Origin of the sequence: Streptomyces sp. NBC_00637 (assembly GCF_045161545.1) — a bacterium.
Taxonomy (GTDB): Bacteria; Actinomycetota; Actinomycetes; order Streptomycetales; family Streptomycetaceae; genus Streptomyces.
In genome coordinates this window covers 7,417,471-7,442,078 of the sequence record NZ_CP109046.1, presented here as the reverse complement: position 1 = coordinate 7,442,078, position 24,608 = coordinate 7,417,471, and the positions used below count along the sequence as shown (strand labels likewise).

The window sequence follows — 24,608 nt, the reverse complement described above, 5'->3', positions numbered from 1 at the left end:
CGAGCCGCCGCAAATCATGCCCTTGACCTGCCGAGTCATCGGGGGCGATCTTCAACCCATGGAAATCTTCGACTGCATCTCCGCGGTTGCCCGGCCCATCCACGACTTCGGCGACGAGTTCATGTCCGACGACGCGACCGCCGCCATCGGCCTGCACGCCGGGTTCGCCCCGGGGCGCGGCTTCTACTGCCGCGGCCGGTTCGGGGTGCTCGGCGAGGCGCCGGCCTCGGTGGTCCAAGCGGTACAGGGCTTCCTCGGCCCCGATCTGGTCACCGCCGGCTGGCGGTCCGGCGGGTCTGTGATGCCGGCGGAGGAAGCCGTCGCCTGCTACGCACGCGCCGTCCGGACGTGGGGGCGCGCCAACATCTCCGCCGACGCCGACGTCGACGTGGAGCACTTCAACCTGCTGGCACAGCAACTGATCGACGCCGCCGACGCCGACGCACTACCTCTGTTCGCCGGCTGGCGCGCCCAGCCCCTACCCGGCGACGACCCTATCGGGGCGGCGATGCAGCGCATACATGTACTGCGGGAACACCGTGGCGCCTGCCATCTGGCGGCGGTGCGCCTGTGCGGGCTGAGCGCACGCGAGGCGATGGTCATCAACCTCGGCGTCGAGCAGGCAATCCACTACGGCTGGCAAAAGCCGCGTCCCGTTACCGCAGACTTGATCTCCCGATGGCACCGTGCCGAGCAACTCACCGACGAGCTGCAGGCGCCGCTCTACGCCACACTGACCGACCGGCAACGTACCGAATTCGCCCGCCATGTCAACGCGTTGACCGGCTCCGTGACCTCATGACCGGACGTCGTGAACCTCAAGGGGTAATCGAAAGCCGGCCTGTCGTCACCACCGGCCCGGAGCGCCACCCCGAAGAAGAATGCAAGGAGCGCGGCTCGCCTGATGGACCGGGGTGCGGCAGCCCCCGGGGCGCTGCAGGATCGCGGCAGGCACATCAACGACGCGGAGATGTCCGAGAGATGACCTGTCGAACGGACGGCCGGCCCAGCGCGTCAGGTCAGATCAGGGTCTGCGTCAACTCGCTCCGGCCTGGTGAGTGAGTGAGTCGGCCGTGCGCTCCATTGACGATCGGCATGTAGGGCGGGACGTGGCCGCACTCGACATCGGCGATGATCGGTACGTTCAGACAGCCGAGAGCATCGAGGACGGCTTCGTGCTGGCTGAGAGATGCGTTGTTCGGCGCGCCGGTCCGGCCGACGAGAACGGCGTTCGCACGGTCGAAGAATCCGGCGAGCCTCATACCGTGCAGGTTCCGGCAGATGGTGAAGGCGTCGTCGCCGGCCGCTTCCACGTACACCAGCAGCCCGTCGGGAGACTCGTCGCGGGCGAAGGCCGAGACATCGAGGTAGGGCGATCCCGCGAGGTTGCACAGCGTCTCGATGCAGCCGCCGATCAACCGTCCCTCGGCCTCGACGTCGGCGCTGCCGTCGAGCCGGGTCCACGTGCCCGCGGAATCGAGGGTGTACTCCCGTACGTCGGGGAAGGCGGCGAAGTCGTCGAAGCCCGTGGTCCGGTGGCGACCGGGCGGGGTCTGCGTGAACCGGTGGCCCGGGGGCGCGGCCACTATGTCGAGCCATGACAGCAGTCCCTCGGACACGCGGTAGGGCGTGTCCATGAGGTTGTTGCCGTGAACGGTCGCCGTTCCCGTGAGGAGGGTCAGCGGTGTGATCAGCGTCGAGATGTCGGAGAACCCGACGAGCCAGGTCGGCTCTGTTTCGCGCAGTCGGTCCCAGTCGAGCAGGGGGATCAGGTCGATCGCGGTCTCCCCACCCCACGGAGGCACGACGGCCCTGATGGTGGGGTCGGTCAACATCGACATCAATTCGCTCGCACGGTCGGCAGCCGAAGCACTGACGTGCCCGGACCCGTCCATGCACTGCCCGACGACGACCTCGTATCCCCGGGCTTGTACGTCACGGGCGGCGACGTCCAGCCGCTCACGCAGCTCCTTCGCCACTCCGCTCGACGGAGCGGTGACACCGACACGGTCACCGGGGGACAGAGGGCGTGGATATCGAACCGACATGCGCCGAATTTTGGCACGGCGTTGTGCCCCGATCACATCGAGTTCCCGAGACGCTCCACAGTGGAAGCCGGCGCGCCGGCTTCGCAAGTACCTACTCAGGTCTTCCTGGCCGCCGGTTGACCGAGCGGAATCTTCGTGTGCCGGACGGCCCTCGCGGCGGCCCCGACCGCGCGGGATTCCGCGCGCCCGGCACTCCCCCGCAATCCCCCCCCGCAACCCAGCGCAGTCCGGTCGTCCGATCAGCCGGCGGTCCACTCCGCGACGAGCCTGAGCGTGCGTTCGGGGTGTTTCTCGTGCAGGTAGTGGCCGGCGTCGGGCCAGTGCGCGGTGAGCCGCCCGGCCGCGGGTCGAAGCGCTGTTCAGCCGGCTACGGCCCCTCCCTCCTCCCCCACCGTCGGCGTCGTCGTGGATGAGAAGCTGTGGCCCCGGACTCGGCGGCGCGCGGTGGCTGTCATCATCGTCGGATGGCAGACGGGCAGCTACCAGCAGGTTGGACCCTGGCAGAGATCCGCGAAGTCTCCGGCGACCAGGAGGCCACACCCCTCGACACCGATCGCGTCGTGACGGGCTGGCCGGCACAGGACCAACGCTTGGATCCTGCATACGTCTTGGGGTTCCACGGCCTCTGCCTGGTGAAAGCAGTCAATGACGACGACTGGTACATGGGCAGCCTGAACGACAACGGCAGCATCACCTGCTGGAGCGTGTACAGCGACCTCTACGAGGCCCTTCGCGGCCTGTAACCCGGCGACACCTGTACCGACCGGACGGCAACGTCCGCGTGAAGCCGTAGCCCCTCGCGCCCCTCGCCGCCCCATGGACACATGGATGCAGCTGGAGGGGATCCGTTGCCCACTCGCCCACTTGCCCGCTTGCCCGCTTGCCCGCGCACTGTTCAGGCGGTGCTGACTCAGGCGACGCCCTCCGATACGGTCCGGACCCATGGCGAACGACGGCGGCGTGCCGGAGAAGGTGGCGTGGGTCCTGGTTCGGGACGCGCGGGTGTTGGTGACGCGTAGTCACGGCAGAGATCGCTTCTACTTCCCGGGCGGTCATCGTGAGCCGGGCGAGTCCGACGGCGAAACCCTGGTACGGGAGATCGACGAGGAACTGCGGACGGCGATCGACCCCGGTTCCATGGTGCACTTCGGCACGTTCGAGATCGGCGAGGGCCATCCGGAGCACGGACCCTTCCGGATGATCTGTTACACCGCCGATCACCACGGTGAGCTGATCCCGTCACGGGAAATCACCGAGAAGGCGTGGTTCCGCCACGCCGATCGGGACCGGGTCTCGGCCGTCGACGCGATGGTCTTCGACGCGCTTCACGAGGCCGGGCGGCTGCCCTGATCTCGTGACCCCCTACGGCGGCAAGCACCCTTGCTGCGCTGGGAGTTCGTGACGGGCGTCGATGTCCGCCGGGCTATGCTTCCGCCTTGTCATGTCCGTCACCACCCGACGGCGGGCGCGAACATTCATCGCGTTGTTGGAGGTTTCATGAGATCCGTCATCCGAAAGGTTGCACGCTTCGCCGGGGTCGGCGTGGCCGTCGCGGCCATGTCCGTGACCGGTGCGTCCGCAGCACACGCGGAGGCACCCACCCACGGCTGCCCGTACCCCTGGGTCTGCTTCTACGTGGACAACAACGCCCTGCTCGCGGGCACGCCGCTGTCGAAGTATCAGGATGTCACCAGCGGCTACCAGACGGTCACGCCCCGGCCGCACTACGGGGTCGTGAACACACGGAATGACGACGTGGTGTATCTGCGGCTCCAGAGCGGGGGCTCGATCTGCCTTCCGCCGAACAACCAAACCGTGTTCGCCAACGCTTACGTGGTCACCGGGATAAAGATCTCCAGCAGCTCGACCTGCTGAATCCGCTGCGACGGCCGGCAGCCGTGTGTGATCCCGCGCAGCGGCTCCGGACCCCGCCGGGTTCTACTCCACGACGATGCCGAAATCCCGCACGAGTGCCTCCAGGCCGCCCGTGTAGCCCTTTCCGCCCAGGACGAAGTCCCAGTCCCCGCTCGGCCTTCGGCGGAAGGAGCCGAGCACCAGAGCGGTTTCGCGCGGCCGGCCGTCGGAGACCTCGAGTCGTCCCAGCTCGGCGAGGCCCGGGTCGAGCAGTCGGATGCGGGCGTCCGTGAAGCCGGAGAGGTCGGCGTCCGGGTCGACCTCCGGGTCGATGGCTGCCACGAGTACCAAGCGGTCTGCGTCGTCGGGCAACCCGTCGAACGAGACACAGATCGCGGCCTTGTCAGGTGCGGTGGCGGGAAGAGCACGCACTGAGCCGTCCGGTGTCCGCGTGTTGTTGAAGAAGACGAAGTGATCGTCGCTGAGGACCCGGTTGCCACGGCAGACCAGAGCGCACACGTCCAAGGCGACACTTCCGGTCCACGACATGCCCAGGACGTTGTAGTCGTCCGGCAGCCGGGTGTCCGGCGCGGAGGGCGTCGCCCGGGCTGAGACGTGCCGACCCCCGTCACCGAGCCGCCCACGCAGCCCATGGCGATGCAGCAGGTCCACCAGTTCGGGGCCCGAGACGAGTTCGAGCGGCTTGCCGTTGGCGAAGGTGTGTGAGCCGGGGCCGAATCCCGACGTCGTCACCAGGACACCCTTGTTGGCGCCGGCGTCCTGCACGGTTCCGTACAAGTCGCGTACAGCGGTGGGCGGCACCGTGTTGCGGTAGCGCTTCACCTGCACGACGATCTTGCCGCCTCGGATCGGTGTCGGATCCAGCGCGTCGACGTCCACACCGCCGTCGTTGGAGCGCTGGGTGGTCACCGCCTGCATCCCCATGGCGCGGAAGAGATCAGCGACGAGGTTCTCGAAGGCGATCGGGTCCATGGCAAACAGGTCCGGTTCCTCGTCGCCGCCATGGGCGACGACGCGGTTCCCGACCTCTTGCGGTCGTCTGCTCGGCCGCACCGGCGTGAGTTGGTCCGGTCGAGCCGAGAGCTGCCCATGCAGCGCGTCAGCCAGGCAACTACTCGCGTCGACCTGCGCCAAGTGCAGTTCACGGAAGGAGGAGCGCGAGGCCATGACGGTGGCGAGGAACATATGGCCCGGTCGGCCGGTCGTAGGGTCGTGACCGTCGACGAACCCGTTCAAGGCCACCGACTCGAGCGCGCCCAGCTCGTCTGCGCCGAACAGCTCGTGCAGAACAAGCAGCATGCACTGAGCCAGAACTTCCCTGTACAGAGCACGGCGCTGGCCTACCGGGCGGGGGGACTCCTTGTCCTGGTCGACACCGGACATGTACCGAACGGCCTTGACCTCCGGGACGACGCTGTAAGCGGGCAACTCCCAGTCCAGCACCAATTGCCGTGCCGCCGGGTCGTAGGCTGCCGCCACCTGACGTGGGAAACCCTCCGGCCATGCCGTCGAGGCGTAGAGGGCGGCGGAGAAGAACTCGATCACGGAGTCGGGGTCCTGGCGCCTTACGCCTTCGGTTATCGCGCTGATGCCGGCGTTGTGCCGCCGCATTTCCGCGAGCTGGGCCTCGGCCCACTGCTGGTATTCCCGGTGATACGAAGCCAGTTGTCGCTGTCGCTGCGTCTCCGCTGCCTGGGCGGCCTGCCGGTCGCGCTCGAAGCGCGCTCGTGCTTCGGCCTGCGCCTGGGCCCGGCGACCCGCGGTCCAACCGCTCTGTGGTGGGTAGTGATTGATATCCGGCATGGGCACCGGCTGGGCCAATGGCCCTGGAGCGAAGGGCTGGACATCTTCAGGTCGCATGAGTGAGGCAGCCCTGAAGGCCGGAGCCCGGCAACCCGATGCAAGAAGCCCCTGCAACGACGCAACCTGTGCGTCGAGTTCTTCCGTGCGCCGTAGAGCCTCCGCCTGTCGGTACTCCCGGTGGCTCTGGGCGGCTCGCCGCTGGTAGGCCCGCGCTTGCTGTTCTTGCTGTCTCCGCCGTCTGGCTTCGGCTTCCAGCTGGCGCTGTTGCTGCCGCTGCATCTCGGCCCAGACGCCGACAGAACCAGTAGAGCGACGAGTCATGTGCTGCAGGCCCTCCCCAGGACGGGGGCAGCCGCGAGGCACTTTGGTTGTCCCCGCAACCAGTTGTCACGAAACGACTCTATCCAGCAATCGCCGTCCCGCATATGCAGCCTACGAGTCGTGCCGAAACCCGGTGGATTCCCCACCGCGGGCGAGGCACGATCCCCGGGGAATCGGGCGAGGGGAAGCTTGTTCGGACGTCTTCGCGTGTGCCGGGTGGGACTCGGGGCGGGCGGCTTCCGGTGTGTGTCAGGAAGGCCGGCAGCAGCGCGGGCCGCCCCGGGGCCCGTACTTCGGGACCGCGATCGTCGCCGAGCCCCCCGGCACGGCTCGCCTACGCGTGCGGCGCGATCCCCCGGTGACGATCACGACCGTGCGCGGGATTCGCCCCGCGGGAGCCTCCCCCGGCGCGGATCCGTCACGGTCGCTCCCGGCCACGGCGGCGGGCTGCGGGAAGCGGCACCGGATCGGTGCCCGCCACCACCGTGTTGGAGACCGTGCCGATGCCCTCCACGGTGAGGGTGACCGTGTCCCCCGGCTTCAGCGGCGGCGGCCACTGCTTCCCGCGCACCCCCCACAGCTCCGCCAGGCAGCCGCCGTTGCCGCAGGTGCCCGAACCGAGCATGTCGCCGGGGCGGACGACGGTGCCCCGCGAGGCGTAGGCGACCATCTCCTCGAAGGTCCAGCTCATGTTGGACAGCAGGTCCTCCCCGACGGGCTCGCCGTTCACGGAGGCGGTCAGCGCCAGGCGCAGGAAGCCGTCGGGGTCCCGGTACGGTTCCAGCTCGTCCGCGGTGACCAGGTACGGACCCAGGGTGGCGGCCGTGTCCTTGCCCTTGCACGGGCCGAGGCGGACCTGCATCTCGCGGGACTGGAGGTCCCTGGCCGACCAGTCGTTGAAGACCGTGTAGCCGATGACGTGGTCCCGGGCCTGTTCCGGCGTGAGGTCCCGCCCCTCGCGCCCGACGACCGCCGCGACCTCCAGTTCGAAGTCGAGCAGCTCGCTGCCCGGCGGCACGGGCACGTCGTCGTGGGCGCCGAGGACCGCGTACGGGTTGGTGAAGTAGAACGTCGGCGCGTCGTACCAGGCCTCCGGCACCCCGCCGGCCCCGTCCACGGAGCGCCGTACCCCTTCGACGTGTTCCTCGAAGGTGACGAAGTCACGCACGGTGGGCGGCTCCAGCGGCGGCAGCAGCCGCACCTCGGACACCTGGGGGCCCACCGGACCAGCGAGGGCGGTGGCGCCGACGCCGAGCAGCGCGTCGAGACCGTCCCCGGACCGGATCAGCTCCGTGAGCGAGTGCGCGCCGGGCACGGGGTACAAGGCGCCGTCCTCGCCGAGGACGGCGACGCGACGCCGGTCGTGGTGTTCGTAGGTGGCGAAACGCATGGACGGCTCCAGGCAACGGCGACGGGCAACGGGCAACGGGCAACGGGATGGGACGGACCGACTGGCGGGGATCAGACCGGCGGGAACCGGACCGGCTCAGATCGGGCCTGCCGGCGCCGGACCCGCCGGCACCGGACCGGCGGGGATCAGATCGGCGGATCAGACCGGTGGAGCGACGAACACGCCGCGGTCCACGTCGTTGAAGGACTCCTTGGCGACGAGTTCGTTCATGGGGTTGGCGGTGCCCCACTGGTCGGCGATCTCGGGCTGGGAGAAGTCGTAGACATGCGGGTGCCAGGTGTCCTCGTCCAGCAGCTCCAGCTCCGTCGTGTACTCGACGGTGTTGCCCTGCGGATCGAGGAAGTAGGTGAAGGTGTTGTCGCCCGCCGTGTGCCGGCCGGGGCCCCAGAGCTTGCGGGCCCCCGAGCGGATCACCCGGCCGGAGCCGCGCAGGTACTCGTCGATGCCGCGCATCTCGAAGGAGACGTGGTGCAGGGAGGTGTGCGGGCCCTTCGCGATCGCCATGGAGTGGTGCTGGTTGCTGATCCGCAGGAAGTGCATCGCCTCGCCCATGCGCGGGTGCATGAGCGTGTCGGAGAGCCGGAAGCCCAGATGGCGTTCGTACCACTCCCGGGTGACGTTCAGATCCGGGGAGTTGAGGACCACGTGCGAGAGCTTGACCGGGATGGCCTCCTTCTCCTCGATCCTGCGGTGCTGCCGGGTCCCGACGTCCGCCGAGACCTCGACGGTGCGGCCGTCGACGTCGAAGAACCGGAAGCCGTAACCGCCGCCGGGGGTATCGATTTTGCCCGGCTGCGAGACCAACCGCACGCCGCCTGCGAGAAGTCGCTCGGCGAGCGAGTCGACGTCCGCGGCGCTCGCGGCGCCGTAGGAGACCAGGTCGAGGCGCTTCTCGTCGGCCTTGCGCAGCCGTACGACGTACTGCTCCGGGCTGCCCTCGGCCGCCAGGAAGGAGATGCCGGAGTCCTCGGCGACCTTGGTCAGGCCCCAGACACCGGCGTAGAAGTCGAGTTGCCGGTCGTAGTCGGGCACGGCGAGGTCGACGTGCCGCAGGTGGGTGAGCAGACTCATGAAAGTCGGTCCTTCCGGAGGAGGGCGGCGGCGTTGCCGCCTCGTACGGCGTGGAAGTCGGCGTCGGGCAGCCGGGCCGCGCGCAGCGCGCCGACGGGGTCGTCGGTGCCCATGTCGAAGGGGAAGTCCGAGCCGAGGAGTACGCGGTCGGCGCCGACCGCGCGGATCAACTCCCGCAGCACGTACGGGTCGTGGACCAGGGAGTCGAAGTACAGCCGCCGGAGGTAGCTGCTGGGCGGGTGGGCGCAGCCCGCTGCCGCGTCGGGTCGCGTCGACCAGGCGTGGTCGGAGCGGCCGATGTGGGTCGGCAGGTAGCCGCCGCCGTGTGCGGCGATCAGCTTCAGCCCGGGGTGCCGGTCCAGTACCCCGGAGAAGACGAGGTGGGAGAGCGCGACGGCGTTCTCGGTGGGCTGCCCCACGGTGTTGGACAGGTACCAGCGGTCGAGGCGCTCGTCAAGGGTGCAGCCGAAGGGATGGAGGAAGAGGATCGCGCCGGTCTCCTCGGCCCGGGCCCAGAAGGGCTCGTACGCGGGGTCGGACAGTTCCCGGCCCGGTGCGTGGGAGGAGATCTCCACGCCCAGCAGGCCCTGATCCAGGGCGTGTTGGAGGGCGGGTACGGCCAGGTCCGGGTGCTGGAGCGGTGCGAGCCCCAGCCCCTCCAGCCGGTCGGGCGCCTGGGCGCGGTGCGCGGCCGTCGCCTCGTTCGCGAGCCGGTACACCTTCTCGGCCGTCGTCTCGTCGGCCCAGTAGTGGTAGTGCGAGGGCGACGGACTGACCAGCTGTACGTCCACGCCCTGCGCGTCCATGGCCGCCAGCCGCACGGTGACGTCGGTCAGTCGCGGGACGCGCTCGCGGACCATGGGGCCGCTGACGGCCAGGGAGGCGGGACCGTTGCGCCGGGCGTCCAGCTCCCTGGCCGCGTCCAGGCCGGGAAGCCCGGCCACGAGGGCCTCGACCTCGGGGAGCAGGACGTGGGCGTGCACGTCGACGGTCGGCGCCGGGTGGGCGGTCACGGGAGTTCCTTGAGCATCGTCATCGTCCGGCCGATCAGGCCGGGGATGTCGGCGTTCCGGACGCCGTCCAGCTGCCACTGCCCGAGCTGCACGGACGCCTCGACGACGGCCCGCACCCGGCGGATACGGCGCTCGTAGTACCGCTGGAGCAGGTCGTCGTCCCAGTTCCGGCCACCGGTGAGGAGTTCGGCGAGGACGGTGGCGTCCTCCAGGGACATGGCCGCGCCCTGCGCGAGGGTGGGCGGGCAGCAGTGCGCCGCGTCACCGATCAGCACGACCCGGCCGCGGTGCCAGGACTCCTCGACCAGCAGCCGGTCGAACCAGGTGTAGTTGACCTTCGCCGGGTCCGTGATGTGCGGGGTGATCTCGGCCCAGTGGCCGCCGTATCCCCGCGTGAGCCGGCGCATCTCGTCGGCGTGGTCGGCCGGGTCGATGGAGGCGCGGTCGCGGCAGGCCTCGACGACGTAGGCGTAGAGGGTGTCCTCGCCGGTCGGGCAGTAGCCGGCGATGTACGCCGGGCCGCCGTAGGACAGGTCGGTACGGACCAGGCCGGCGGGGCGCGGCGCGGTGGTGCGCCAGATGGCCATGCCGGTCGGTTCGGGTTTCGCGGTGATGCCGATCGCGGCCCGGGTCGCGGAGTTGAGTCCGTCGGCGGCGATCACCAGGTCGTACCGGGCGGTGCTGCCGTCGCTGAAGCGGACCGATACGCCGTCGGCGTCCTGTTCCAGGGCCTCGGCGGTGGTCCCCAGGCGGACGCCGGCGCCGCTCGCGCGGACGGCGTCGATGAGGATCTGCTGCAACCGGGGCCGCTGCATGCCCACGGTGGCGGGCAGATCGTCGCCACCGGTCCGGATGTCGTCGGCCTCGTGGAGGAGGGTGCCGTCGGGGGCGACGACGCCCAGCGAGCCGAAGGCCCAGCCGGACGACGTGATCCGGTCCTCGACGCCGAGTTCGCGCAGCACGCGCAGGGCGTTGCCCTGGAGGGTGATGCCGGAGCCGGTCGTGGCGTTCCAGTCGGGCTTGGCCTCGATCAGGTCCACGGGAACGCCGGCGCGGCGCAGCAGGACGGTGACGGCGTTGCCTGCGGCGCCCCCGCCGATGACAAGGACCGTACGGGGTGTGGTCATGGGAACTCCCTTGCCGTGCGGGTTACTTGACCGCGACCGGGTTGACGGGTGAGCCGACGGCTCCGGTGATGGGCAGGGGCGCGGCGGTGAGCCAGAACGCGTACCGGCCGTCCGCCGCGCAGTCGGCGGCGAGCGCGTCGAGGTCCCACATCTCCCCGATGAGCAGGCCCATGTTGGGGATGGCGACCTGGTGCAGGGGCTGGAAGGCCGCGTCGAACTCGTTCGGTCGTACCTCGAAGCCCCAGGTGTCGGTGGCGATCGCGGCGATCTCGGTGCGGTGCAGCCAGCCGGCCGTGGTGAAGGACAGGCCGGGCGAGTCGCCGCCCGCGTACTCGCCCCAGCCCTCGCGCCTGGCCCGGGCCAGCCGGCCGGTCCGCACGACGACGATGTCGCCTCGGCCGACCGCCACGCCGTGCGCGTCGGCGGTCGCGGTCAGGTGCTCCTCGGTGATGGCGAAACCGTCGGGCAACTCGCCCTCGTCACCGATGACGTGACCGACGTCGAGGAGGACGCCGCGCCCCGCGACGTACGGCGCCATGTGCTCGATGCCGGTGACGAGGTCGCCGTCCGAGGTGACGACCCGCTCGGCCGGCCGGCCGTTCCACGCCTTGCCATGGTCGAAGATGTGGCCGAGCCCGTCCCATTGGGTGGAGCACTGGAGCGGCATCGCGATCACGTCGTCGGCGCCGCCGATGCCGTGCGGGAAGCCCTGGTTGCCGAGGGCGGCGTCGGTACCGGTGTCGAGCATGGTGTGCACCGGGTTGGTGCGCCGCCGCCAGCCCTTCTGCGGTCCGTTCATGTCGAAGGACTGCGCGAGCGAGAAGCTGACTCCCCTGCGGACCAGTGCGGCGCCCTCACGGCGCTTCGCCTCGTCGAGGAAGTTGAGGGTGCCCAGCACATCGTCCTCGCCCCAACGTCCCCAGTTGGAACAGGACTTGGCGGCCTCGGCGATCGCGCCCTCGGGGTCGTGGCGGTCCGGGCTCACGACGCCTCCCGCACGACGCAGCGGGTGCGCTGGGCTCCGAGCCCGGTGATCGAGCCGTCCATGACGTCGCCGTCGCGCAGCAGTCGCCCCCAGTGCATGCCGTTCCCGGCCGGGCTGCCGGTCAGCACCAGGTCCCCGGGCAGGAGTTGCGCGGTCTGCGAGGCGTACGACACCAGCCGGGCGATGCCGAAGAGCATGTCCTTGGTGGACTCGTCCTGCATGGTCTCGCCGTTCAGCTTCAGGGTGACCCGCAGATCGCCCGGGTCGCCCACGGACGCGGCGGGCACGATCCAGGGGCCGAGCGGGGTGAAGCCGGGCGCGTTCTTGCTGCGCAGCCAGTCCGTGCCGATGGCCTTCATGTCCCGGCGGAAGACGGTGGCGCGGTCGGTGAGGTCGTTGGCGATCGTGTACCCGGCGACGTGCGCCGCCGCCTCCGACACGGACACCCGGTAGGCCGGGCGGCCGATGACGATCGCCAACTCCAGTTCCCAGTCCGGCTGTTCGGCCCACGAGGGCAGGACGACGTCGTCGTACGGGCCGGTGATCGCGCTCGGCAGACCGATGAACACGTACGGCAGGTCCTCCGCCGCCCGTCGGTCCATGATGTCGGCGATCTCCGCGCGGGCCGCCTCCGGTGTGCGCGGGTCGTCGGGCGCGCGGTGGGCGACCTCCAGGTCGATCACGTGCTGCCGGTAGTTGGCTCCGGACTGGAAGACCTGGCGGGGTTCGACCGGGGCGTGCACCCGCAGTCCGTCGAGCGGCTGCCAGACCTCGCCGGCGTCGGTGTCGGCGCGGGTGCCGTTCGCCGCGAGGGCGGCCAGGCGTGGCAGCACCTCGTCCCAGCGTTCGAAGAGCCGTCGGGTCGTCAGGGCGGGGTCGCGGAAGGCGGTGCGAAGGTCGAGTACGCGGCTCTCGGGAACCACGAGACCAGGGAAAGGTGGCTGGTCAGGCGCCGAGAGAGTGCCCAGGGCGAAGGGTCCGGAGAAGGACGCGGAAGGGGCTGCGGGTTTCACTGACATGTCCTCCTGATGGCGATGCGAACAATCTGGCCCCACCTCCCGTAATCTGGGAAATCGATTCTTTGGATGTAGATCATCCATCGCGTGAATAACGTCGGTCCGGGGCGGCCGTCGCTGTGGAGGCGTTGTGTACCTGTCGGGCCTCGATCTCAACCTCGTCCTGTCCCTGCGGGCGCTGCTGGAGGAACGCAACGTCACCAGGGCCGGCCAGCGCATCGGGCTCAGCCAGCCCGCGATGAGCGCGGCCCTGGCCCGGCTGCGCCGTCACTTCGACGACGAACTGCTGTCCCGCGTCGGCGGGCAGTACGAGCTCACAGCCCTCGGACGTGCCCTCCTGGACCGCACGGCCACCGCCTGTGACCTGCTGGAAAGGGTGTTCAGCAGCAGGGCCGAGTTCGTCCCCGGCCATGAGGAGCACGAGTTCACCCTGCTCTCGTCCGACTACGCCGTGGCCGTGTTCGGGGCCGCGCTCGCCCGGACCGTGCACGCCGAGGCCCCCGGGGTACGGCTGCGCTTCCAGCGGCCTCCGACCGACGTGACGGAGGAGACGGCGGCGGTGCTCAGCACGGCCGACGGACTGCTGATGCCGCACGGCGTCATCAGCGGCTTCCCCGCCGTCGAACTCTTCGCCGACGACTGGGCGTTCCTCGTCGCCGGGACCAACGACGAGGTCGGCGACCGGCTGACCATGGACGACCTGGCACGGCTGCCCTGGGTCACCTATCAGCGCACCTACGACGCCCCCGCCGCCCGCCAGTTGAGCATGCTCGGCATCGAACCGCGTGTGGAGGTCTCCGTCGACAGCTTCCAGGTGCTGCCGTTCCTGGTGGCCGGCACCCGCCGGATCGCCCTGGTGCAGAGGCGCCTGGCCGAGCAGCTGCGCGGGGTGGCCGCCGTACGCGTCATGGCGGCGCCGTACGAGGTGGTCCCCCTCCAGGAAGCCCTGTGGTGGCACCCGGTCCACACCCACGACGCGGCCCACATGTGGCTGCGCGAGACCGCGGCCCGCGTGGGGGCGGAGCTGAGCGCGTCCGCATTCGGCCCCCGGGTGGCATCCAGGGCGTGAATGATCCACATCCTCGATCCCGATCGGCCGAGGGGTTGGCAGGTCCTGGGCGGTACCCCATAGTCGTCTCAACCCGGCGCCGGAGCCGCCCCACCCACCACCACCGGGGCGGCGCGAACCGCCACTCCCGGGGCGGCGCGACACCCCGGTGAAACGGACCCTCACGACGCACGGCGATCATCACCGCACCGCACCCCGGTCGCGCCCGGCGCTCCCGACCCGCCCGGCACTCCGGCCGCGCCCGGCGCCGCGGATTCGCCCGGCACCCCGCCACGCCCGGCGCCGCCGACCCGCCCACCGTTCCGCCGACCCGCCCACCCGTTCCGGGCTCGTCCCGGGCCCGTCCCGGTCCGCCCCGTGATCCGGGCGGCCTCCCCGAGCCGTCGCCGCGCCACTGTTCCCCTCCCGACACGCCACGTGGAGTTCCCGCATGCCCGCACCCGTGCCCCCGCTCCCGTCCGCGCCCCTCGCCGCCGTCGAGGACACACCGCCCGAGCAGCCCGTGTCCGGTGCCGGGCACCGGCTTCGCATCACGCTGCTGATGGCCGGCAGCTGTCTGCCGATCCTGGGCGCGGTCCTCGTCGCTCCCGTACTGCCGCGGATGCGGGACCACTTCGCCGGTACACCCGGCGTCGAGGCGCTGGTCCCGATGGCCCTGACGATCCCGGCGCTGTCCCTGGCCCTGCTGGCACCCTTCGCCGGCATCGTCGTGGACCGGCTCGGCCGTAGGCGCCTCCTCGTGATCGCCACCGTGCTCTACGCGATCGTCGGCACCGCGCCGTTGTGGCTGGACTCCCTCGGCGCCATCGTCGCCAGCCGCGTCCTCGTCGGGGTCGTGGAAGCCGCCATCATGACCTGCTGCACCACACTGATCGGCGACTACTACTCCGGTCGGCGACGCGACCGCTACCTGGCCATGCAGACGATGTGCGCCTCGACCTCCGCGACGGCCTTCTTCGCCCTGGGCGGCGCGGCGGGATCGGCCGGCTGGCGCGCACCCTTCTGGGCCTACGCCGTCAGCCTGCTCCTCGCCCCCGCCATGGCCGCCTTCCTGCCCCGGCCCGTGCCCCGGAGGGCCGACGACGCCACCGCCCCCTATCCCAGCACGCCGGCGGAGCCGACCGGGCGTTCCTTCCCCTGGCGGCCGCTGGCCGGGACGTGCGCGCTCACCGTCCTCGGCGCCGTCCTCTTCTACACCGTGCAGGTGGAGATGGCCTTCCTCCTCGACGACATGGGCGTGACCGACCCCGGCATGATCGGGCTAGCCATCGCCGCCTCCAGCGGCGCGACGGTGATCGGCGCGGTCGTCTTCACCAGGTTCGGCCGCACCCCGGACGCCTGGCTGCCCACCGTGTTCGCCCTGTGCGCCCTGGGCTTCGCCGTGATCCGGCTCGCCCCCGACCCCGTCGTGCTGACCGCCGGCGCCATGATCAACTGCTTCGGCGGCGGCATCATGCTGCCGAGTCTGCTCACCCGCGCCCTGTCCCGGCTCGACTACGCCGACCGCGGTCGCGGGACCGGACTGTGGACGGGTTCCTTCTTCATCGGCCAGTTCATCTGCCCGCTCGTGGTCCTCGCGCTGACCTCCGCCGTCGGCAGCCTGGCGGGAGCGTTCGGCGTGCTCGCCCTCGCCGGAGCGGTCGGGGCGGCCGGTCTCGGCCTCGCCGCCCGACGACAGGTGCCCTCCACCGCGAGGTGAGGTGACGCGCCCTCCCGCGCGCTTCCCTCGCTTCCCTCGCGTCCGACGGACGTCCGACAGGCGGGTCGCCGGTCGGTCACGGTCTCAGGATTCGGCCGGGCTCAGCCAGGCGCCGATGCCGGCCAGGGCGCCGCTCCCGTAGTCGGACTCGACGCCGGCGGCCAGGTCGGCGATGGTGACGGATCCCAGGGACGCGCGCCACGCCGATTCGGCGGAGGCCATGGCCCGGGAGATCGCGCACGGAGCGGTACAGGCCTCGGGCGGACTCGCCATCGGGCCGCGCTGACGGATCTCGGTGCAGACGAACGCCGGGCCGGGCCCGTCGATCGCCTCGACGACGTCGAGCACCGTGATCAACGCGGGCGACCGGGTCAGGACGTAGCCGCCCGACTTCCCCTGCACCGCCTGCACGAGCCCGGCGCGCGACAGGGCCTGGAGCTGCTTGGCGAGATAGGTGGGCGGGACGTCGTGCAGCTGCGCGAGCCGCGCCGCCGGGACCGGATCCGCCACCGAGGTCAGCACGACGCAGCAGTGCAGAGCCCACTCCACGCCACCGGACATCTTCACTCCCTCACCCTACCCGCGCGCCGTTGACACGGACACGCATTGTCCGAGTATCATCTCGGATAGAAAGTGTCCGAGTTAAAGCAGGGCGGCGACGCCATGGCGGCGATGGTTACATAAGCCGCGTACACCCCAAGAGTCGCTTGACGGACATGGTCGATCGAGGGAAGGGCAGATCATGAAGTTCGCAGTCATCGGCGGCACCGGGCTGATCGGGTCGCAGGTCGTGGAGAACCTCGAGAAGGCCGGACACCAGGCCGTGCCGCACTCGCTGTCCACGGGCGTGGACATCATCACCGGCCAGGGCCTGGACGCGGCCCTCTCGGGTGCGGACGTCGTCGTCAACCTGTCGAACTCCCCGACCTTCGACGAGGCTTCGCTCGCCTTCTTCCGGACGTCGATGGACAACCTCCTCGCCACGAGCGAGAAGGCCGCCGTCGGGCACTTCGTCATCCTCTCCATCGTCGGTGTGGAGCAGGTTCCCGCCCTGGACTACTACCGGGCGAAGGTCCTCCAGGAGGACATCCTCAAGGCCGGGTCCGTCCCCTACTCCATCGTGCGCGCCACGCAGTTCATGGAGTTCATGGAGGCCGTGCTGTCCTGGACGGCCAACGGTGACACCGTCCGCCTGCCCGCCACGCCGGTCCAGCCGATCGCCGCCGCGGACGTGGCCCGCCTGGTCGCCGAGACGGCCGCGGGCGCACCCCTGAACGGCGTCCTCGACATCGCGGGCCCCGACCGCTACACCCTCGACGAACTCGGCCGGCTCACCCTCGCCGCCAAGAGCGACACGCGGACCGTCGTCACCGACGACAGCGCCGGCATGTTCGCCGCCGTGGAGGGTGACGTCCTCACCGCCCCGGGAGACGCCCGCATCGCCCCCACCCACTACACCGACTGGCTCTCCTGACCGCCGGCGCACAGGCGCCGTCGGCCCCGGCCGCCGGGTACGGGACCCCCGGCGCTCGAAAGCTCGACGGCCGGCGGTGGTGCGCGAACGTGGGGTCGCGGCCGAGGCCGGAGCAGGTCAGGAGATCTCCTGCTCGGCCCAGATGATCTTTCCGTCGGCCGTGTACCGGGCGCCCCACCGGTGGGCCAGCTGCGCCACCAGAAAGAGGCCGCGGCCCCCCTCGTCCAGGATCCGGGCATGCCTGAGCCGGGGCGCCGTGCTGCTGGCGTCGGAGACCTCGCAGGTCAGCCGCGCGTCCAGGAGCAGCCGCAGCCGGATGGGCGGCGCGGCGTAGCGCACGGCGTTGGTGACCAGCTCGCTCACGATGAGCTCGGACGTCATGGCCAGCTCGCCCAGCCCCCAGGCCTCCACCTGCCGGGTCGCCCGGGCCCGGATGTCGGCGACGGCGGCCGGGTCCACCGGCACCTCCCAGGAGACGACACGGTCCGCGCCGAGGGCGTGCGTACGCGCCAGGAGCAGGGCGATGTCGTCCGGCTGGGGTACGGGCACGAGTTGGCGCACCGCCGAGGAGCACAGGGTCGTCAGGTCGGCGTCGGAGTCGGCCAGCACCTCGCCGAGCCGGGTCATGCCCTGTTCGATGTCCCGGTCGGCGCCCTCCACCAGGCCGTCCGTGTAGAGGCCGATCAGGCTGTTCTCGGCGAGCTCGATCTCCGTCGATTCGAACGCCATCCCGCCGAGCCCCAGGGGAGGTCCGGCCGGGGGCTCCGGAAACGAGACCCGGCCGTCGGGTGCGACGACGACGGGCGGCGGATGTCCGGCCCGGGCCATCGTGCACCGGCGGGTGACCGGGTCGTAGACGGCGTACAGGCAGGTCGCCCCCAGGAAGGCGGTGGCACTCTGCTGGGCGGCCGGGTCGTCGGTGCGCTCCGCGCTCAGCCGCAGCACGAGGTCGTCGAGGTGGGCCAGCAGTTCGTCGGGAGGCATCTCCATGTCGGCGAGGGTCTGCACCGCCGTCCGCAGCCGTCCCATGGTCGCCGCGGCGGCGATGCCGTGTCCCACCACGTCGCCGACGACGAGACCCACCCGGGCCCCCGACAGGGGGATCACGTCGAACCAGTCGCCGCCCACCCCGTCCGTGGGGTCGGCCGGCAGATAGGAGGAGGCCAGCTCCAGCGCCGTTCCCCCGGCCAGGGCGTGGGGCAGCAGGCTGCGCTGGAGGGTGACCGCCGCCGTGTGCTCCCGGGTGTACCGGCGGGCGTTGTCGACGCACAGCGCCGCCCGCGCCACCAACTCCCGGGCCAGCATGACGTCGTCGGCCTGGAACGAGACGGGGTTGACGGACCGGACGAACGTGGCGAGCCCCAGGGCGGTGTTCCGCGCCCGCATCGGCACGGAGATGAGGGAGTGCAGGCCGAACTCGCGGATGCTCGCCGTCCGCTCGGGCTGTTCGGCGGTCCACAGGTCGTCTGAGGGATCGAGCACGGCCATGAGGATCGGCTCGCCGTCGATGAGCAGGCCGGCGTCGTGCGGCGGCGGCAGGAAATCCACCCGGTCGCCGATGCGCGCCACGGCCTCCGGGCAGCCCTCGCGCACCGAGCGCATCCCGGCTCGGCGCATCACCGGCCGGGCGGGCGCCGGTCCGGCGTCGGTCAGCCACGCGCCGTGTCCCTCGGTGCTGAGGACCGGCTCCAGGAGGTCGACGATGACGAAGTCCGCGAATCCGGGAACGGCGAAGTCGGCGAGCTCCTGGGCCGTGCGCATCACGTCCAGGGTCGTGCCGACGCGGGTCCCGGCCTCGTTGACCAGCGACAGCAGCCGGCGGGCATTCCACCGCTCGGTGACGTCCTGGACCATGTAGCAGACCCCGGTGACGGAGTCGTCGTCGCCCAGCAGGGGAAAGAACGACGTGGAGTAGGCGCGCCGGCGGTGCGGGTCGGCCCAGCTCCACCCCAAGTACTCGTAGTCGGTGACCGGGACCCCGGTCTCCAGCACCTTGCCCATCAACTTCTCGAGGGCGACCGCCTCCAGGCCGGGCAGCAGGTCGCTCAGGCGTCGCCCCAGACGCTGTTCGCGGGGCACACCGCCGAACCGTTCCAGCGTGTCGTTCAGCCACACATAGCGCAGCTGGAGGTCCAGCACGGCCATCCCGACCGGGGAACGGGTCAGGAACCCGTCGAGGACGGACCGGCCCACCGCCCACCGCTCGCTCCGCTCGCGGGCCGAGAGCAGGAAGCACTCCTCGTCGCCGATCCGGAAGGAGGCGGAGACGCGCAGGTCGACGTCGACGGGGCGGCTGTCGCGGTGGCGTAGGCAGACGACACCGCTCCATCCCATGCCGGCCCGGCATCGCGCCGCGACCCCGGCCACCCGCGCCGGGTCCCGGTCCATCGCCACCAGCTCCGCGGCCGAGCGGCCGACGACCTCGGCGGCCGGCCGGCCGAGGAGTGCTTCCGCACCAGGCGTCCAGCCGACCACGACGCCGTTCGCGGACACGATCGCCGCCGCGTCGGTGGAGGCGTCGAGGAGGTCGTGCGGTCCGGCGGGGCTCGCGGCGTCGAAAGCTTCTCGCGCAGAATCCATGGGTTCCGTCCTTTACACGACCATGGTCCTGCTTGTCCGCCCGAAGCGCACGGCGCCGCCGACCTGCGCCGCGAGGCCCCCGGTTTTCGGACACGCCGATCCGGAGGCAGCATGGAGGTACAGGAGGAGGCTCCGCGATGACAGCCGAACCGATCCGGTCGGGCGGGGACGCGTACGACTCCGGCATGTCCGCTCCCACCGGTCTGCTGGACGTGCTGAGCGTGTCCGCGATGGTTGTCGACATCGACGGGCGCATCGTGTTCTGGACCCCCCAGGCGGAGGACCTCTTCGGCTACACCGCGCAGGAGGCCCTCGGGAAGTACGCGGCGCGGCTGCTGATCCACCCCGAGCACCTCCACTCCGTGCGCAGGCTGTTCGCGGAGGTGCTGGAGACCGGCCGGAGCTGGGCCGGCGCGTTTCCCATCCGGCACAAGGACGGCAGCAGCCGGCTGATGGAGTTCCGCAACATGCGGTTGCAGGACGATCTGGGGGACGTCTACGCCCTGGGTATCGCCGCCGACCACAACCTGCTCCAGCGCGTCGAGACCGATCTTGCCCTGTGCGAACGGCTGATCAACCAGTCGCCGATCGGGCTGGCCCTCCTGAACCCCGACCTGTGCTATCTCCTGGTCAACCCGGCGCTCGAACGTATCGACGGCATACCCGCCGAGGACCATGTGGGCCGCAGTCTCCGGGAGGCGATGTTTCTTCCCGAGATCGACACGATCGAGTCCGCCCTGCGACAGGTGCTCACCACCGGTACGCCGCTGCTCGACCAGTACCACGTGGGCCGTCCGCCGGCCGATCCCGATCACGAGCACGCCTGGTCGCTCTCCTTCTACCGTCTGGAGGACCCCGGCGGGCGGGTGCTGGGGGCGGCCGCCTCGGTCGTCGACGTCACCGAACGCCACCGTGCCGCCGCGGAGGCCGACCGGGCCAGGCGGCGCCTCGCCCTCATCGCCGAGGCCTCCACCCGGGTCGGCACCTCGCTGGAGGTGGACCGGACCGCCCACGAGCTGGCCGAGATCGCCGTCCCCCAGCTCGCCGACGTGGTCGCCGTGGACATCCTGGACTCCGCGCTGGCCTGCCGCCGCTCACGCCGGCCGGACAACGGCCCGGAGCTCTTCCGCGCCCTCGCGCTGAAGGCGGCGCACCCCACCGTGGCGCTGCGCGCCGCCGACGCGCCGGGCGATGTCGCGGCCTATGAGGGGGACCGCCTGGTCACCCTGTGCGTGCACACCGGTCGGCCGGTCCTGGTCCGGCACGTCGGCGAGCAGGACATCCCGCGCATCGCCCGGGACGCGGAGGCCGGAGCGCTGCTGGCCCGGGCGGGCGTCCACTCGTATCTCGCCGTGCCGTTGATCGCCCACGGCGAGGTGCTCGGCGCCCTCGATCTCAAGCGCACCCGCAATCCGCTGCCGTTCGACGAGGACGACGTCATCCTGGCCAGTGAGCTGGCCGGCCGTGCCGCCGTGGCGATCGACAACGCGCGCTGGTTCCAGAGCGTGCGCAACACCGCGCTCACCCTCCAGCGCAGTCTGCTGCCCGACCACGCGCCGCATCACACCGGTCTGGAACTGGCCTCCCGCTACCAGCCCGCCCAGGCGACCAGCGAGGTCGGCGGCGACTGGTACGACGTCATCCCGCTGACCGACGACAAGACCGCTCTGGTCGTCGGGGACGTCATGGGCAACGGCATCGACGCCGCCGCCACCATGGGCCGGCTGCGCACGGCCACCTGCGCCTACGCGGACCTCGACCTGGAGCCCGCCGACGTGCTGCGGCACCTGGACAAGATCACCTGCGACCTGGAGCACTACATCGTGACCTGCCTGTACGCGGTGTACGACCCGCGCACCAGGAAGTGCCGCATCGCCAACGCGGGCCATATGCCGCCCGCGCTGGCCGGTCCCGGCCGTCCCCCCACCCTGCTGGAGCTGCCGTCCGGCGCCCCGCTCGGCGTCGGCGGCGTCCCCTTCGAGAGCACCGAGGTCGAACTCTCCCCCGGTGATCTGATGGTGCTCTACACGGACGGTCTCGTGGAGACCCGCCTGCACCCCATCGACGACCGTCTGGCGGTCCTCCTCAGCTTCCTGGACGAGCCCGGCCGTCCGCTGGAGGAGCTCTGCGACCTGCTGCTGTACGGTCTGCGGCATGCGGACGACCACGACGACGTCGCCCTGCTCATCGCCCGGACCCCGTAGCGGGCGCGTCGGCCATGACCAGGCCCGCGATGTGGGCGGTGACCGTGTCGAGGATGTCGGTCCAGGCGGTCGCGTCGCCGAGCACGAGGTAGTTCAGGGTCAGGCCGTCGGTCATGGCGGCCAGGTAGCGGGCCAGGACGGGCACGGGGACGCGCAGCCGGAGGTCCATGCCGCTGCGGAGCTGCTCGATGAGTTCCGTGTAGGCGTCGCCGTACAACTCGTACTGGCGCCGGGCCAGTTGCTCGAACCCCGGCTCGCGCAGCGCGTACTGCGTGAGTTCGTAGGTCAGCATGTGCTCGTCGGGATGGGCGCGGACGTGGTCCCAGTACGCCTGGAAACCGGCCCGGACGGTCTCCTCCAGGGTGGCCCGGGGCCGCAGCGCGTCCTTCACGACGCTCACCGAGTGGTCGGTGAGCGTCGTGATGACGGACTCGACGAGGGCCTGCTTGGAGTCGAAGCAGTAGTGGAAGACGCTCAGGGACACTCCGGCCTCGGCGGCGATGGACCGGGTGGTCGTCTTGGGGACGCCGTCCCGGGCCATCGCTCTGATCGCCGCCTCCGTCAGCTGCCGGCGCCGCTGCGCCGACGGCATCCGTGCCATGTGTGTCCCCCCGTGCCGGCTGCCTAGGCGCTGTGGACGCCCACTTCGTAGAGCGAGTATCCCCAATCCGTGCCCCGGTCCAGGCCGTGCACCCGGACGTAGCGGGCCGGGGTGCCGGTGAACCGGGCCGTGTCCAGGCCTCCGTCGCCGGAGGTGGTGGACCAGGCGGTCGTCCAGGTGCTGCCGTCGGTGGAGAGCTCGACGCGGTACGACTTCCCGTACGCGCGCTCCCAGTCGAGGGTGACGCGGGAGACCAGGTTGGTGGAGCCCAGGTCGACCTGCCACCACTGGTCGTCGCTCCAGTCGCTGGCCCAGCGGCTGGAGTCGTCGCCGTCCACGGCCCGGCCGGGCTGGTAGCTGGTGAACGGGTTGGACTCGGAGGAACCGGCCGTGGCGGTACGGCCCTTGGCGAGGTTCACGGAGGCCTGGTGCCGCTCGGTCGCGCCCCAGGTGCCGAGGTAGGACTCGGCGCCCCGGAAGAGGTCGTCCACCACGTCCTGTCCCGCGACGAGCCGGATGTCCTCGATCCAGTCGGGGATCAGACCCACGTCGGCGCCGCCGTCGGTGTTGAGATCGAAGGTGCGGGTGCCGACGGTCTGCCTGTCGATGACGGAGCCGCCGTCGACGCTCTTGAACGGGTACGTGACCTTGTGCGCGGCGTCGGCTCCGCGCGGGGCGGGGTGGTCGCCGATGCCGTTGAAGTCGGTGCCGTAGCCGTAGCCGACGCCGTACTTGTCCCGCAGCGCGTCGGTGCGCTCGGCCTCGGCGCCGAACGCCTCGGAACCGTGCATGTACTGGGCGACGAAACCGCCGAGGGAGTAGACCCGCTCGGTCCAGTTGAGGTCCATCCAGCTGTGCGAGGACAGGACGCCGGGGTAGTTCGCGGCCTCGAAGATGTCGAGCGCCTGCCCGGTGGCCTTGACGCTCATGTGGTCGATCTCGAGCATCATCTTGCGCTTCATCATGCCGCGTACCGCGTACTCGCCCAGGGCGGTGAGCCCGCGGGTGTTGCACTGGGCGCCCTCGTCGTACGAGGGGACCGCGGTGCCCGCCGGCAGGTCCGCCTCCGCCTCGGAGGCGGCGGTGCCGATGGGGTTGTCGTGTTGCGGTCCGGTGCACTTCTCGGTCTGCCAGAAGGTGCCGGTGGACAGGAACTGGCCGACGTTGATGGCCGTGCCGAGGCCGCCCTCGTCGAAGCGGACGCCGCACAGCGCGTTGTCGAACTTGTGGCACAGGAACATGCTGCGCACGCCCAGCGCGTACAGCTCGTCGAGCCCCTTGTCGACGTCGGCCTGGCTGCACTGCGCGATGTCGAGGATCTGTTTGCAGCCGAAGGGCTCGGAGGTCTCGACGCCCAGGACGACCGCCAGCTTGCCCTGCTTGACGACCTCACGGGCCTGCGCGCTGTCGAGGACGATGCGGAACCAGCCCTTGCCGGTGCCGCCGTACATCTTGTCGATGTAGGCCTGGAGGTCGTACGTCAGCTTCGCCTGGAGGCGGATCGACGTCATCTCGTCACAACTGCGTTCCTTGAACGGGTAGATGGAGCAGATCATGCCGTTGGTGACGAGGTCGTTGACGAGCACCCGCTGCCCGCCGCGCCAGGCCCGCTCCACCCACGCGTAGTAGTTCGCCTGATGGGTCATCGAGTCGTAGGCCGGCCAGTCCTTGAAGGTGGGCCAGCCCACCGGGTCGTGCTTGCCGTCGCCGCCGTGGGTGATGTAGTCGAAGAGCGCGAGCGAGCCGTCGGGGTAGTGCTCGGGACAGTCCTTGAGCGCGTCGGCGACCCCGGCTTCGGAGAACACCTTGCCGCAGATGAGCCGGCCGCCGAAGGCCTCGTTGGAGAAGAGGTGGTTGTGCGCGTCGACGAACCCGCGTACGTCGCCCGCCGAGTCGGTGCCGGTGAACGGCTCGCCGGTGACGTTCACCTGGGAGTCCGGGTTCGGCCTGGCCGTCGGTGTCCACCAGTCGGCGCCGGCCGCCGAACTCGGTGTCGGGCCGAGGACCGTGGCCAGCACGAGGAGGAGCAGGGAGACGACGGTGACATCCCGGCGTCTGCGGTAAGGGCGTCCGGTCATGGTCACAGCCCACGTCCCTGGGTCGGCGGGAAGGCGCGGTCGACGGGGGCTTTTTGACTGCCCATGAGATTGTCATGACCGACGCAAGATAGTGCGACGAGGATCGCGACAGATGCCTACCGAGTCAAGAGTCCGGGACGCTTGACCTGATGGACGGTGCTCGGCGACGGCCCGCAACGCGGCGCAAACGTCGCACTCCCGCTTTTCGGTTGCGCCGGAAGCGTCACGGGAGC

General features: G+C 70.7%; 20 protein-coding genes. 8 read left to right on the top strand and 12 right to left on the bottom strand.

Annotated elements, in window-relative coordinates; all coding sequences use genetic code 11:
* The first annotated feature begins 58 nt into the window (after window positions 1-58).
* On the top strand, window positions 59-802 hold the full coding sequence (locus tag OG440_RS32800; protein ID WP_406010368.1) for an SCO6745 family protein: 744 nt from the start codon (window positions 59-61) through the stop codon (window positions 800-802).
* A 217-nt stretch (window positions 803-1,019) separates the two neighbouring features.
* Here the strand turns inward: OG440_RS32800 and OG440_RS32795 are convergent, their stop codons facing one another.
* Entirely contained in the window at window positions 1,020-2,048 is a 1,029-nt protein-coding gene (locus tag OG440_RS32795) for a S66 peptidase family protein (protein WP_406010367.1), read from the bottom strand.
* Window positions 2,049-2,512: 464 nt separating this feature from the next.
* Between OG440_RS32795 and OG440_RS32790 the strand changes: the two genes are divergently transcribed.
* The 3 genes from OG440_RS32790 to OG440_RS32780 all read left to right on the top strand — a co-directional run bounded on the left by OG440_RS32790 (window position 2,513) and on the right by OG440_RS32780 (window position 3,923).
* Window positions 2,513-2,791, top strand: coding sequence for a hypothetical protein (locus OG440_RS32790; protein WP_406010366.1), 279 nt, complete (start codon window positions 2,513-2,515; stop codon window positions 2,789-2,791).
* Between the two features lie 199 nt (window positions 2,792-2,990).
* Entirely contained in the window at window positions 2,991-3,398 is a 408-nt protein-coding gene (locus tag OG440_RS32785; protein WP_406010365.1) for an NUDIX domain-containing protein, read from the top strand.
* A gap of 147 nt (window positions 3,399-3,545) precedes the next feature.
* Window positions 3,546-3,923: a hypothetical protein gene (locus OG440_RS32780; protein ID WP_406010364.1), complete on the top strand. Its 378-nt coding sequence runs from the start codon at window positions 3,546-3,548 to the stop codon at window positions 3,921-3,923.
* A 63-nt stretch (window positions 3,924-3,986) separates the two neighbouring features.
* Here OG440_RS32780 and OG440_RS32775 read toward each other — a convergent pair whose 3' ends face one another.
* The 7 genes from OG440_RS32775 to OG440_RS32745 form a co-directional block, all read right to left on the bottom strand.
* Window positions 3,987-6,047, bottom strand: a complete 2,061-nt coding sequence (locus tag OG440_RS32775; protein ID WP_406010363.1) for a restriction endonuclease — start codon at window positions 6,045-6,047, stop codon at window positions 3,987-3,989.
* A gap of 418 nt (window positions 6,048-6,465) precedes the next feature.
* Window positions 6,466-7,437: a fumarylacetoacetate hydrolase family protein gene (locus tag OG440_RS32770; protein WP_406010362.1), complete on the bottom strand. Its 972-nt coding sequence runs from the start codon at window positions 7,435-7,437 to the stop codon at window positions 6,466-6,468.
* Between the two features lie 159 nt (window positions 7,438-7,596).
* A complete protein-coding gene (locus tag OG440_RS32765) occupies window positions 7,597-8,529 on the bottom strand; it encodes a VOC family protein (protein WP_406010361.1) in 933 nt (310 codons plus the stop codon).
* Window positions 8,526-9,542 carry an amidohydrolase family protein gene (locus OG440_RS32760; RefSeq protein WP_406010360.1) on the bottom strand — a complete coding sequence of 339 codons (1,017 nt, stop codon included), beginning with the start codon at window positions 9,540-9,542 and terminating at the stop codon, window positions 8,526-8,528. The genes OG440_RS32765 and OG440_RS32760 overlap by 4 nt, the downstream gene beginning before the upstream one ends.
* Window positions 9,539-10,669, bottom strand: coding sequence for an FAD-dependent oxidoreductase (locus tag OG440_RS32755; RefSeq protein ID WP_406010359.1), 1,131 nt, complete (start codon window positions 10,667-10,669; stop codon window positions 9,539-9,541). The genes OG440_RS32760 and OG440_RS32755 overlap by 4 nt, the downstream gene beginning before the upstream one ends.
* A 22-nt stretch (window positions 10,670-10,691) precedes the next feature.
* Window positions 10,692-11,654 (bottom strand): cyclase family protein, encoded by a 963-nt coding sequence (locus OG440_RS32750; RefSeq protein ID WP_406010358.1) that lies wholly within the window; start codon window positions 11,652-11,654, stop codon window positions 10,692-10,694.
* Complete coding sequence (locus tag OG440_RS32745; protein WP_406010357.1) at window positions 11,651-12,673, bottom strand: fumarylacetoacetate hydrolase family protein; 1,023 nt, start codon at window positions 12,671-12,673, stop codon at window positions 11,651-11,653. The genes OG440_RS32750 and OG440_RS32745 overlap by 4 nt, the downstream gene beginning before the upstream one ends.
* A gap of 127 nt (window positions 12,674-12,800) precedes the next feature.
* On the opposite strand from OG440_RS32745, the gene OG440_RS32740 reads away from it, so the two are divergent.
* On the top strand, window positions 12,801-13,739 hold the full coding sequence (locus OG440_RS32740; RefSeq protein ID WP_406010356.1) for a LysR family transcriptional regulator: 939 nt from the start codon (window positions 12,801-12,803) through the stop codon (window positions 13,737-13,739).
* 430 nt (window positions 13,740-14,169) lie between these two features.
* Entirely contained in the window at window positions 14,170-15,438 is a 1,269-nt protein-coding gene (locus OG440_RS32735; RefSeq protein ID WP_406010355.1) for an MFS transporter, read from the top strand.
* A gap of 84 nt (window positions 15,439-15,522) precedes the next feature.
* On the opposite strand, the gene OG440_RS32730 is transcribed toward OG440_RS32735, so the two are convergent.
* Entirely contained in the window at window positions 15,523-15,999 is a 477-nt protein-coding gene (locus OG440_RS32730) for an RrF2 family transcriptional regulator (protein WP_406010354.1), read from the bottom strand.
* A gap of 181 nt (window positions 16,000-16,180) precedes the next feature.
* Between OG440_RS32730 and OG440_RS32725 the strand changes: the two genes are divergently transcribed.
* Window positions 16,181-16,912 (top strand): SDR family oxidoreductase, encoded by a 732-nt coding sequence (locus OG440_RS32725; protein ID WP_406010353.1) that lies wholly within the window; start codon window positions 16,181-16,183, stop codon window positions 16,910-16,912.
* A 117-nt stretch (window positions 16,913-17,029) separates the two neighbouring features.
* Here OG440_RS32725 and OG440_RS32720 read toward each other — a convergent pair whose 3' ends face one another.
* Complete coding sequence (locus OG440_RS32720) at window positions 17,030-19,492, bottom strand: SpoIIE family protein phosphatase (protein ID WP_406010352.1); 2,463 nt, start codon at window positions 19,490-19,492, stop codon at window positions 17,030-17,032.
* A 137-nt stretch (window positions 19,493-19,629) separates the two neighbouring features.
* Here OG440_RS32720 and OG440_RS32715 point away from each other — a divergent pair, with 137 nt between their 5' ends.
* A complete protein-coding gene (locus tag OG440_RS32715; protein ID WP_406010351.1) occupies window positions 19,630-21,696 on the top strand; it encodes a SpoIIE family protein phosphatase in 2,067 nt (688 codons plus the stop codon).
* Here OG440_RS32715 and OG440_RS32710 read toward each other — a convergent pair.
* Window positions 21,677-22,297 carry a TetR/AcrR family transcriptional regulator gene (locus OG440_RS32710; protein ID WP_406010350.1) on the bottom strand — a complete coding sequence of 207 codons (621 nt, stop codon included), beginning with the start codon at window positions 22,295-22,297 and terminating at the stop codon, window positions 21,677-21,679. The genes OG440_RS32715 and OG440_RS32710 overlap by 20 nt on opposite strands.
* Before the next feature lie 23 nt (window positions 22,298-22,320).
* Window positions 22,321-24,375, bottom strand: a complete 2,055-nt coding sequence (locus OG440_RS32705; RefSeq protein ID WP_406010349.1) for a discoidin domain-containing protein — start codon at window positions 24,373-24,375, stop codon at window positions 22,321-22,323.
* Between the last annotated feature and the right edge of the window lie 233 nt (window positions 24,376-24,608).

Coding starts and splice junctions, on each gene's coding strand:
- OG440_RS32785 (WP_406010365.1), top strand. CDS start 2,991: ATGGCGAACGACGGCGGCGTGCCGGAGAAGGTGGCGTGGGTCCTGGTT.
- OG440_RS32710 (WP_406010350.1), bottom strand. CDS start 22,297: ATGGCACGGATGCCGTCGGCGCAGCGGCGCCGGCAGCTGACGGAGGCG.
- OG440_RS32755 (WP_406010359.1), bottom strand. CDS start 10,669: ATGACCACACCCCGTACGGTCCTTGTCATCGGCGGGGGCGCCGCAGGC.
- OG440_RS32745 (WP_406010357.1), bottom strand. CDS start 12,673: ATGTCAGTGAAACCCGCAGCCCCTTCCGCGTCCTTCTCCGGACCCTTC.
- OG440_RS32790 (WP_406010366.1), top strand. CDS start 2,513: ATGGCAGACGGGCAGCTACCAGCAGGTTGGACCCTGGCAGAGATCCGC.
- OG440_RS32735 (WP_406010355.1), top strand. CDS start 14,170: ATGCCCGCACCCGTGCCCCCGCTCCCGTCCGCGCCCCTCGCCGCCGTC.
- OG440_RS32770 (WP_406010362.1), bottom strand. CDS start 7,437: ATGCGTTTCGCCACCTACGAACACCACGACCGGCGTCGCGTCGCCGTC.
- OG440_RS32775 (WP_406010363.1), bottom strand. CDS start 6,047: ATGACTCGTCGCTCTACTGGTTCTGTCGGCGTCTGGGCCGAGATGCAG.
- OG440_RS32730 (WP_406010354.1), bottom strand. CDS start 15,999: ATGTCCGGTGGCGTGGAGTGGGCTCTGCACTGCTGCGTCGTGCTGACC.
- OG440_RS32720 (WP_406010352.1), bottom strand. CDS start 19,492: ATGGATTCTGCGCGAGAAGCTTTCGACGCCGCGAGCCCCGCCGGACCG.
- OG440_RS32765 (WP_406010361.1), bottom strand. CDS start 8,529: ATGAGTCTGCTCACCCACCTGCGGCACGTCGACCTCGCCGTGCCCGAC.
- OG440_RS32795 (WP_406010367.1), bottom strand. CDS start 2,048: ATGTCGGTTCGATATCCACGCCCTCTGTCCCCCGGTGACCGTGTCGGT.
- OG440_RS32800 (WP_406010368.1), top strand. CDS start 59: ATGGAAATCTTCGACTGCATCTCCGCGGTTGCCCGGCCCATCCACGAC.
- OG440_RS32705 (WP_406010349.1), bottom strand. CDS start 24,375: ATGACCGGACGCCCTTACCGCAGACGCCGGGATGTCACCGTCGTCTCC.
- OG440_RS32715 (WP_406010351.1), top strand. CDS start 19,630: ATGACAGCCGAACCGATCCGGTCGGGCGGGGACGCGTACGACTCCGGC.
- OG440_RS32725 (WP_406010353.1), top strand. CDS start 16,181: ATGAAGTTCGCAGTCATCGGCGGCACCGGGCTGATCGGGTCGCAGGTC.
- OG440_RS32780 (WP_406010364.1), top strand. CDS start 3,546: ATGAGATCCGTCATCCGAAAGGTTGCACGCTTCGCCGGGGTCGGCGTG.